This window comes from Micromonospora sp. KC721 (assembly GCF_004348355.1).
GTDB lineage: Bacteria > Actinomycetota > Actinomycetes > Mycobacteriales > Micromonosporaceae > Micromonospora.
The window spans coordinates 40,670-50,237 of record NZ_SMJY01000018.1; the positions used below are offsets into that span (position 1 = coordinate 40,670).

General features: G+C 71.0%; 7 protein-coding genes. 3 read left to right on the top strand and 4 right to left on the bottom strand.

Annotated elements, in window-relative coordinates; translation table 11 throughout:
- Positions 1-21: 21 nt before the first annotated feature.
- Together E1182_RS05685 and E1182_RS05690 are read right to left on the bottom strand one after the other, a co-directional pair.
- Positions 22-1,011 (bottom strand): transporter, encoded by a 990-nt coding sequence (locus E1182_RS05685; RefSeq protein WP_132261597.1) that lies wholly within the window; start codon positions 1,009-1,011, stop codon positions 22-24.
- A complete protein-coding gene (locus E1182_RS05690) occupies positions 1,008-1,895 on the bottom strand; it encodes an ABC transporter ATP-binding protein (protein ID WP_132261598.1) in 888 nt (295 codons plus the stop codon). Before E1182_RS05690 ends, E1182_RS05685 begins: the two co-directional genes overlap by 4 nt.
- A 121-nt stretch (positions 1,896-2,016) precedes the next feature.
- Here E1182_RS05690 and E1182_RS05695 point away from each other — a divergent pair, with 121 nt between their 5' ends.
- The 3 genes from E1182_RS05695 (at position 2,017) to recQ (ending at position 5,856) form a co-directional block, all read left to right on the top strand.
- Positions 2,017-2,679, top strand: a complete 663-nt coding sequence (locus tag E1182_RS05695) for a response regulator transcription factor (RefSeq protein ID WP_132261599.1) — start codon at positions 2,017-2,019, stop codon at positions 2,677-2,679.
- Entirely contained in the window at positions 2,679-3,764 is a 1,086-nt protein-coding gene (locus tag E1182_RS05700; protein WP_132261600.1) for a HAMP domain-containing sensor histidine kinase, read from the top strand. Before E1182_RS05695 ends, E1182_RS05700 begins: the two co-directional genes overlap by 1 nt.
- A 247-nt stretch (positions 3,765-4,011) precedes the next feature.
- Complete coding sequence (recQ, locus tag E1182_RS05705) at positions 4,012-5,856, top strand: DNA helicase RecQ (protein ID WP_132261601.1); 1,845 nt, start codon at positions 4,012-4,014, stop codon at positions 5,854-5,856.
- Positions 5,857-6,075: 219 nt separating this feature from the next.
- Here the strand turns inward: recQ and uvrC are convergent, their stop codons facing one another.
- Together uvrC and E1182_RS05715 are read right to left on the bottom strand one after the other, a co-directional pair.
- The gene (gene uvrC, locus E1182_RS05710) at positions 6,076-8,019 is read right to left on the bottom strand and encodes an excinuclease ABC subunit UvrC (RefSeq protein ID WP_132261602.1); all 1,944 of its coding nucleotides are present in this window, start codon (positions 8,017-8,019) and stop codon (positions 6,076-6,078) included.
- A 10-nt stretch (positions 8,020-8,029) separates the two neighbouring features.
- On the bottom strand, positions 8,030-9,364 hold the full coding sequence (locus E1182_RS05715) for a jacalin-like lectin (RefSeq protein ID WP_132261603.1): 1,335 nt from the start codon (positions 9,362-9,364) through the stop codon (positions 8,030-8,032).
- Positions 9,365-9,568 lie beyond the last annotated feature (204 nt).

A 9,568-nucleotide genomic window follows, 5' to 3' on the forward strand; every position in this document is an offset into this window, starting at 1 on the left:
CTCCCTTGGACGGCTTCGCGGTCATGCGACGTGGCGGATGCGGCGGACGGCGAGGTAGAGCAGTAGGGCGGCGGCGGTGAGGAAGATGCCGGTCTCGATGCCCTGGAACAGCCAGAACCGGGTTCCGGGCTGATAGAGCTGCCAGTTGTAGGCACCCGAGGCGATGCCGAGGTCGGCGCCGCACGCGGCGCCCGGTCCGGTGGCGTCGGGCGCGCAGGCGATCTGCGCGTTCGCTGTGACCATCTTGCCGGAGGCGTCGCGGATGCCGTAGGACAGGATCCAGTCGCCGGCGGCCGGGTTGGTCTGCTCGGTGGCGTCCTTGATCGGGAAGGTCAGGACGCGGGCGGGCAGGTAGTGCGGCCGGGCGAGTGTCGTCAGGATGATGCGCAGCCCGAGGAACCCGACGAGCGTGGCGGACATCGCCGGCAGCACCTTGGGCCAGATGGTGCCGGCGAAGATGCCGAGCACGACCGCGAAGATCGTGTAGCCGATCGGGGCCGTGCCCTGCATGTCGAAGAAAAAGACGTTGAAGCGGCCGTGCTGCCCGGCCTGGCTCATCGGGGTCAGCCACCACGAGACGCCCAGTCCGTAGATCACCGAGGCGACGAGCGCGACGGCGCCGGCGACTCCGAACTTGACCAGTGCCCAGCGTCCCCGGCTGACGCCCTGGGTCCAGACCATGCGGTGGGTGCCCTGCTCGATCTCGCGGGCGACCAGCGGCGCTCCCCAGAACAGCCCGACCAACAGCGGCAGGACGAGGAAGAGCACACCGATCATGGTCATCACGCTGTACTGGCCGTTGAACTGGATGGACGCCTTGCCGCAGGTGTCGGCGTCGGCCGGGATCATCGAGGCGGTACCCAGCGCGCGGACGCAGTCGTCCAGGCCCAGGTCGGCGAAGGTGTACCGCATGGCCAGACCGGTGGGGACCATGAACACGGCGAGGATCGCGAGGCCGATCGCGGTGAACAGTGCTTGCTTGCGGTGCTGCCGCCAGGCGAGCCAGATCATGCCGGCACCTCCCACGCGGCATGCGAACGGAAGTCGCCGTCGCCGAGATAGGCGAGGATGAGGTCTTCCAGAGTCACATCGCGCGCCTTCCATGCCGGATCCCGCAGCGGAGTGTTCGTGCGGACCAGCAGCGTGGACTGCCGATCGGTGTGCTCGGCCCGCACCACACGCGCGACCCCGGCGGGCAGCGGGCCGCCGTCTCGGGGCCCGACCAGCTGCCGGTGCGCGGCGAGCAGGGTGCCGACGTCGCCGACGAGTTTGACCTGAGAGGCGTGCAGCACGATGAGGTAGTCGCAGGTGCGTTCGAGATCCGCCAGGATGTGCGAGGACAGCAGCACCGTGGTGCCCGTCTCGGCGACCACGGCCATCAGCGCCTGGAGGAACTCCCGCCGGGCCAGCGGGTCGATGCTGGCGACCGGCTCGTCGAGCAACAGCAGTCGTGGGCGCTTGGCCATCGCCAGGGCGAGGGCGACCTGGGCACGCTGACCGCCGGACAGCTTGCCGACCGGCTTGTCGCGCGGGATGCCGATCTGCGCCAGCCGGCGGTGCGCCAACGCGGTGTCGAAGCGCCGGTTCAGCTTGACGCCCATGGTGAACAGCTCGTCCGCCGTGAAGTCCCGGTACAGTGGCGTGTCCTGCGCCACGAAACCGACCTCGGACAGGACGGCGATGTCGTCGTACGGCGTGCGGCCGAAGACCCGTACGGCGCCGGCGTCCGGCCGCAACAGACCGACCGCCAGGTGCAACAGGGTGCTCTTGCCCGCTCCGTTGGGGCCGACCAGCGCGGCCACCCTCCCGGCCGGAACGCGCAGCGAGCAGTCCCGCAGCGCCCAGGCCTTGCCATACCTCTTCCCGAGCTGATCAGTTTCGAGAACGATGTCCATCCGTAGCCTTTCCGTCCTGCTAACGCGGTTTGCAGGTTTCGGTTCTACGCGGACGCCGGTGTCATGACGGTGCCGCCGGGTGACACCGTTCTGACACCCGGGCCGTGGCATGGTGGGGATCATGCGCGTGCTCGTGGTCGAGGATTTCGAGGTGCTGGCTCGTACGGTGGGTGTCGGGTTGCGCCGTGAGGGCATAGCGGTGGACGTGGTCCTCGACGGCCACGCGGCCCTCGATAACCTGGCCGTGACCCGCTACGACGTGGTGGTGCTCGATCGCGACCTGCCGGGCGTGCCGGGCGACGAGGTGTGCCGGCGGATCGTGGACGAGCACTCGGCGACCCGAGTGCTGATGCTGACCGCGGCCTCGTCGGTGAAACAGCGGGTCGACGGCCTGGGCCTCGGCGCCGACGACTACCTCGCCAAGCCCTTCGACTTCGCCGAGTTGGTGGCGCGGGTGCGGGCGCTCGGTCGGCGGCCGGGCACGGCCGTGCCACCAATTCTGGAGTACGGGGAGCTCACGCTCGACCCGGGCCGGCGGGTGGCGACCCGCGAAGGACGCCGGCTGGAGCTGAGCCCGAAGGAGTTCGCCGTCCTGGAATGCCTGCTCGCCGCGCGCGGCCGGCTCGTATCAACGGAGGATCTGCTCGAACGGGTCTGGGACGAGGCGGCGGACCCGTTCACCACGGCGGTGAAGACCACCATCCGCAGGCTGCGCACCAAGCTGGGCGACCCTCCGATCATCCACACCGTTCGCGAGGGTGGCTACCGGATCGGCGAACCCTGATGCGCGTCCGGCTTCCCCGGCGGAGCCTGCACGTCCAGCTCACGCTCCTCTACGCCGTGCCCTTCCTGATCTCCGGCGTCGTGCTGCTCTCGATCTCGCTGCTGGGCAACAGGCAGGCCATCCCGGCGGGTCCGGTCGCGGACCCCGCCGTCGTCCCCGGCGACGCCGGTCACCTGGACCGGCAATTCACCACCTCGGCGTGGGCCATCGCTGGCCTGGTGGTGGTCTCGTTGCTGCTCGGCTGGTTCGTCGCCGGCCGGTTCCTGCGCCCTCTGCGCACCATCACCGCCACCGCCCGGGAGATCTCCGCCAGCGACCTGCACCGCCGGCTCGGCCGGACCGGTCTGCACGACGAGTTCACCGACCTGGCCGAGACGCTCGACGACCTGTTTCAGCGGCTACAGGCCACGTTCGAGTCACAACGGCACTTCGTCGCCAACGCCTCGCACGAACTGCGTACCCCACTCACCGCCGAGCGGACGGTGCTCCAGGTCGCGCTCGCCGACCCGGACGCCACCGCCGAGACCCTACGGTCGGCCTGCCACGAGGTCCTTACACTCAACGGCCAACAAGAACGCCTCATCGAGGCCCTGCTCGCCCTCGCGCACGGCGAACAGGGCCCCCAACTGCGTATCCCGCTCGACGTCGCCGGCACCGCTGCCGAGGTGGTAGCCGCCCGCCATCAGGACGCCGCCCGGCGAAGCATCCGGATGCACACCGCCCTCGATCCGGCACCGGCGACCGGCGACCCCGACCTGATCGAGTGCTTGGTTGTCAACCTGATCGACAACGCCGTGCGGCACAACGCTCCGGGCGGCTGGGTCGAAATCAGCACGACGACCACCGCGACCGGCGGCGCCATCCGGATCAGCAACTCCGGCCCAATGGTGCCACCCGACGAGGTCGACGCCCTTTTCCAGCCGTTCCGACAGGTCGGCAACCGCCGGACCAGGCACCCCGACGGACACGGGCATGGACTCGGTCTGGCCATCGTCCGCGCGATCGTTGCGGCGCACGGGGCAACCCTCGACGCCCGGACCCGGGCCACCGGCGGTCTCGACATCGAGATCGGGTTCCCCGGATGAAATTCACCGCGGTCAGGCCGGAATGCCTGGTCGGTGCTGACCAGATGACCGGCCAGGCGGTGTAGCAGGAAGAGCCGGCATCAGGACGGCGGCAGCCCCGCCGAGGACGTCAGCTGGGCGGGCCGAGTCGCAGGCCGCGCCGCCATCGCCCATGCGCTGGCGACATTGACCCCTCTCCCCGTATGACAATCCGCCGCGCTCGCGGTCGATGTCGGGCGCTGTCGGCCACCGCTCGTACAATCCCACGATGTCCTCCCCCACCGATCTGGACACCGCCGACGCCCTCGGGGTGCTCCGCCGGGTCTTCGGCTACGACGCCTTCCGCGGCTGCCAGCAGGAGGTGGTCGAGCACGTGGTGGCCGGCGGTGACGCGCTGGTGCTGATGCCCACCGGTGGCGGCAAGTCGCTGTGCTACCAGATCCCGGCGCTGGTCCGCGACGGCGTCGCGGTGGTGGTCTCGCCGCTGATCGCGCTGATGCAGGACCAGGTCGACGCGCTGACCGCGGTCGGCGTCCGGGCGGGATTCCTCAACTCCACCCAGGATCTCGACGCCCGCCGCCGGGTCGAGCGGGCGTTCGTCGCCGGCGAGTTGGACCTGCTCTACCTGGCCCCGGAGGCGCTGGGCACCCGCGGCGTGCAGCAACTGCTCGACCGGGGCCGGATCAGCCTCTTCGCGATCGACGAGGCGCACTGCGTCGCGCAGTGGGGGCACGATTTCCGCCCCGACTACCTGGCCCTGTCGATGCTGCACGAGCGCTGGCCGGCGGTGCCCCGGATCGCGCTGACCGCCACCGCGACCAGCGCCACCCGGGCCGAGATCGCCACCCGGCTCCAGCTCACCGGGGCACGGCACTTCGTGGCCAGCTTCGACCGGCCCAACATCCAGTACCGGATCGTGCCCAAGCGGGAGCCGCGCCGGCAACTGCTCGCCCTGCTGCGCGACGAGCACCCGGGCGACGCCGGCATCGTCTACTGCCTGTCCCGGGCCTCGGTGGACAAGACCGCCGAGTTCCTGGTCGCCAACGGCATCGCCGCGCTGCCGTACCACGCCGGGTTGGACGCGGCCACCCGCGCCGCGAACCAGCAGCGTTTCCTGCGCGAAGACGGCCTGGTCATGGTCGCCACCATCGCGTTCGGGATGGGCATCGACAAGCCGGACGTCCGGTTCGTCGCCCACCTCGACCTGCCCAAGTCGGTGGAGGGCTACTACCAGGAGACCGGCCGCGCCGGCCGGGACGGGCTGCCGTCGACCGCCTGGCTGGCGTACGGGCTCCAGGACGTGGTGCAGCAACGCAAGATGATCGAGACGTCCGAGGGGGACCTGGCCCACCGGCGCAACCTCGCCACCCACCTGGACGCGATGCTGGCGCTCTGCGAGACGATCCGCTGCCGTCGGGCGCAGCTGCTGGAATACTTCGGCGAGACCGGCACCGCCACCTGCGGTAACTGCGACACCTGCCTGGAGCCCCCGGAGACCTGGGACGGGACCGTCCCCGCGCAGAAGCTGCTCTCCACCGTCTACCGCCTCGACCGGGAGCGCAACCAGCGGTTCGGTGCCGGCCACTGCGTGGACATCCTGCTCGGCAAGCAGACCGACAAGATCAGCCAGTACGGTCACGACTCGTTGCGCACCTTCGGCATCGGCACCGACCTGCGCGAGTCGGAGTGGCGCGCGGTGGTCCGGCAACTGCTGGCCGAGGGGTTGCTGGCGGTCGAGGGTGACTACGGCACGCTGGCGCTCACCGACGCCAGCGCCGAGGTGCTGGGCCGCCGCCGCACCATCACCCTGCGCCGCGAGCCGGAGCGGTCGGTGTCGTCCCGGTCGGCGAAGCCGCGCGGCGCGGCCACCGTGGTCGCCGACCTGACCCCACAGGCCACCGGCGTGTTCGAGCGGCTGCGCGCCTGGCGGGCGGCGACCGCGAAGCAGCAGGGTGTCCCGGCGTACGTGATCTTCCACGACGCGACGCTGCGGCAGATCGCCACCGACGCGCCGGGCTCGTTGGCCGAGCTGTCCCGGGTCAGCGGGGTCGGCGAGAACAAGCTCGCCAAGTACGGCGAGCAGATCCTCGCCGTCCTCGCCGATCCCACCTGACCGGCCAACCGATCCACCCACTCACCCACCGGTGATCCACGCCGGTGCCCCCACGCCGGTGATCCACTCAGCCTGCGCCATGTCGGGCCGACCAGCACCCCGGACACCCCCACCTGCCGCAAACGAGGCGACCAGGCACGTGCCCGGGGGCGGGGAGGCGACGGGCGACGGACAGCGGCGACGGGCAGACGGGGATCGGCTGGGCTCAGTCGTGCCGGGTCAGTCGGTGGCGGCGGCCTTGGCGGCGTCGCCGTTCAGGGCGGCGAGAACCGCCTCGGCGGTCCGCTTCCCCACCCCCGGAACCTCGGTGATCTCCTCGACGGTGGCGGCGGCGAGCCGCTTGAGGGAACCAAAGTGCCGCAACAGCGCCTTGCGGCGTACCTCACCGAGGCCGGGCACGTCGTCCAGCGCCGATTCGGTCATCCGCTTCGAGCGCCGCTGCCGGTGGAACGTGATGGCGAAGCGGTGCGCCTCGTCACGAACCCGTTGCAGCAGGTAGAGCCCCTCGGAGGTGCGCGGCAGGATGACCGGGTACTCGTCGTCGGGCAGCCACACCTCCTCCAGCCGCTTGGCCAGCCCGCAGAGCGCCACGTCGTCGATGCCAAGGTCGGCCAGGGCCTGGGCGGCGGCGGCGACCTGGGGTGCGCCGCCGTCGACCACCACCAGCTGCGGCGGGTACGCGAACTTGCGCGGCCGGCCGGTGGTCGGGTCGATGCCGGGGCGGTCGGGGTCCGACGCGGTCTCCTCGCCGATCTCCCCGGTCTCGGCACGGGTGTCGAGGTAGCGGGCGAAGCGGCGGCGCAGCACCTCGGACATGGCGGAGAGGTCGTCGGTGGCGCCCCGGACGATGAACCGGCGGTACTCGCTCTTGCGGGGCAGGCCGTCCTCGAAGACGACCATGCTGGCCACCACGTCGGTGCCCTGGATCTGGGAGACGTCGTAACACTCGATGCGCAGCGGCGAGGTACGCATGCCGAGAGCCTCGGCGATCTCGTCGAGTGCCTTGCCACGGGTGGTCAGGTCGCCGGCCCGCTTGAGCTTGTGCCGGGTGAGGGCGTCGCGCGCGTTGCGGTCGACGGTTTCCAGCAGCGCCTTCTTGTCGCCGCGCTGGGGCACCCGCAGGGTGACCCGGCTGCCCCGCCGGGTGGTGAGCCAGTCGGCGAGGGCGTCGGCGTCGGCGGGCAGCTCGGGGACGAGCAGCTCCCGGGGGACGTCGGCCTCGCCCTGCTCGCCGCCGTAGACCTGGGTGCAGAAGTGGTGCACCAGGTCGCCGGTGGTCAGCTCCTCGGTCTTCTCCACCACCCAGCCGCGCTGGCCGCGTACCCGGCCGTCGCGGACGTGGAAGACCTGGACGGCGGCCTCCAGCGGGTCGTCGGCGAAGGCGACCACGTCGGCGTCGGTGCCGTCGCCGAGCACCACGGTCTGCTTCTCCATGGCCCGGCGCAGCGCGGCCACGTCGTCGCGCAGCCGGGCGGCCCGTTCGAAGTCCAGCTGCTCGCTGGCCTCCCGCATCTCGCGTTCCAGCTTGCGCACCATGCTGTCGGTGCGCCCGGCCATGAAGTCGCAGAAGTCGTCGACGATCCGCCGGTGCTCCTCGGCCGAGACGGTGCCGACGCAGGGTGCGGAGCACTTGCCGATGTATCCCAGCAGGCAGGGGCGGCCGACCTGGCCGGCCCGCTTGAACACCCCGGCGGAGCAGGTCCGCGCGGGGAAGACCCGCAGCAGCAGGTCGAGCGTCTCGCGGATCGCCCAGGCGTGCGAGTACGGCCCGAAGTACCGCACCCCCTTGCGCTTGGCGCCACGCATCACCTGCAGCCGCGGGTACTCCTCGTCGAGGGTCACCGCCAGGTAGGGGTAGGACTTGTCGTCGCGGTAGCGGACGTTGAAGCGCGGATCGTACTGCTTGATCCAGGTGAACTCCTGCTGGAGGGCCTCGACCTCGGTGGCGACGGTCATCCAGTCGACCGACTCGGCGGTGGTGACCATCTGCCGGGTCCGCTCGTGCAGACCCAGCAGATCGCCGAAGTACGAGTTGAGCCGGGCGCGCAGGTTCTTCGCCTTGCCGACGTAGATCACCCGGCCGGTGCCGTCGCGGAACCGGTAGACCCCCGGTGACTCGGGGATGGTGCCGGGCGCGGGACGGTAGGTCGAGGGATCTGCCACGGCTTTGAGACTATCCGTTGCCGCCGACACTCCAGATCACGCCGAGCTGGTCGACCTCGGTACCGCTGCGGCCGAAGAAGCCGGCCAGCCGGCCGCCGGGCGGCGCGGTGAAGGTCACCGCCTCGGCGGTCGGGGTGCCGGCGGCGAGCACCCGGCCCCGGTCGGTGGTGAGCCGGGCGGAGAAGATCCGGGTGTGCCCGTCCTTCTTGCCCTGGGTGAGGGTGACCTGGGTGACGTGCTCGCCGTCGGCCAGCGCCAGGGAGGTGGCGGTGCCGCCGGTGCCGCCGTGGGTGAGGGTGCGCCCGTCGGCGAGGGTGAGCGCGACCTGGTCGAGCCGGCTGGCGCCGCGCAGGGTGATCCCGGTGACCCGGGAGCCGGCGGCGCCGAGGTCGGTGAACGGGGTGCCGTGCGGGCCGCCCCAGGTGTCGCTGGCCCGCAGCGTCGGGTTGAGGCTCCAGTCGAACCAGGCGGCGTGCGGGTAGTGGTCGGAGAGCGGGCCACCGGTCGGGGTCAGGAACTTGGTGTGCTCGTTGTGGTAGCGGCGCAGGTCGAGCCGGACCAGCCGGTTGCTCCGGTAGAGGATCTTGTCGACCACCTCGCAGCCGTTCGTCACGTTCGCCGGGTCGCAGAGCAGCGCGGGGCTGCCGGCGGCCGGCGGCGTCCCGTTCCGCTCCTGCTGGACCCAGACGTCGGTGAGGCCGTTGGCGGCCACCAGGTCGCGGATGTTGTCGCCGGTGCGGGTCCAGCGGACGTTGAGGTCGCCCATCAGGACCACCGCGTTTCCGGCGGAGTGGGCCGAGATGTACGCGGAGAGCTGGGACAGGTTCGACCGGCGGGCGGCCAGGTCGGCCTCGGTGCTGCCGGCGTTGGGGTGGGCGTTGTAGAAGTCCACGAAGACGCCCTCGGCCAGCCGGATCCGGGAGGCGGTGAAGCCCTTCGGGGTGAGGCAGTCGGTGCCGTTGCAGGAGTTCCACTTGACCCGGGCGAAGTCGCTGTACGGGAAGTTCGACAGGGTGTTCAGGCCGTCACCGAACGGCACGCCCCCGCTGGTCGGGGTGCGGTGCGGGTGCCGGTCGGTGGCGTAGAGGTCGGCGTGGTAGTTGAAGTCCTCCTGGACGTGCACGATGTCGTACCCGTTGATCCGCTCGCCGATCGGCCGGGTGTTGGTCGCGGGGTCGCCGCTGGAGATCAGCTCCGGCAGGCCCGCGACGTTGTAGGTGAGCACGGAGAACGACCCGGCGGCGGGGGTGGTCGCGGCGCTGCCGGGCGCGGCGGTGGCCGCCCCGGTCGGGGGGAGCACGGCCGCGAGCAGCACCGCGGACGTGAGCAGACGGACGACCTTCATCGACGGTCCAATCTGGAGTGCGGCGGCCGGGCGGGGGATCCCGGCCGAGTGGGATCGAAGGCTATCCAAACAACCCGAGCCGCTCAATACTCCTGGGTAACAACCGGGCGACGCCACGATTGACACCTTCCGATACCCACCGCCAACCGCTTACCATCCGGTAACCGAATGTTATTCACGAAATGATCCCCACCCCCCTCGAAG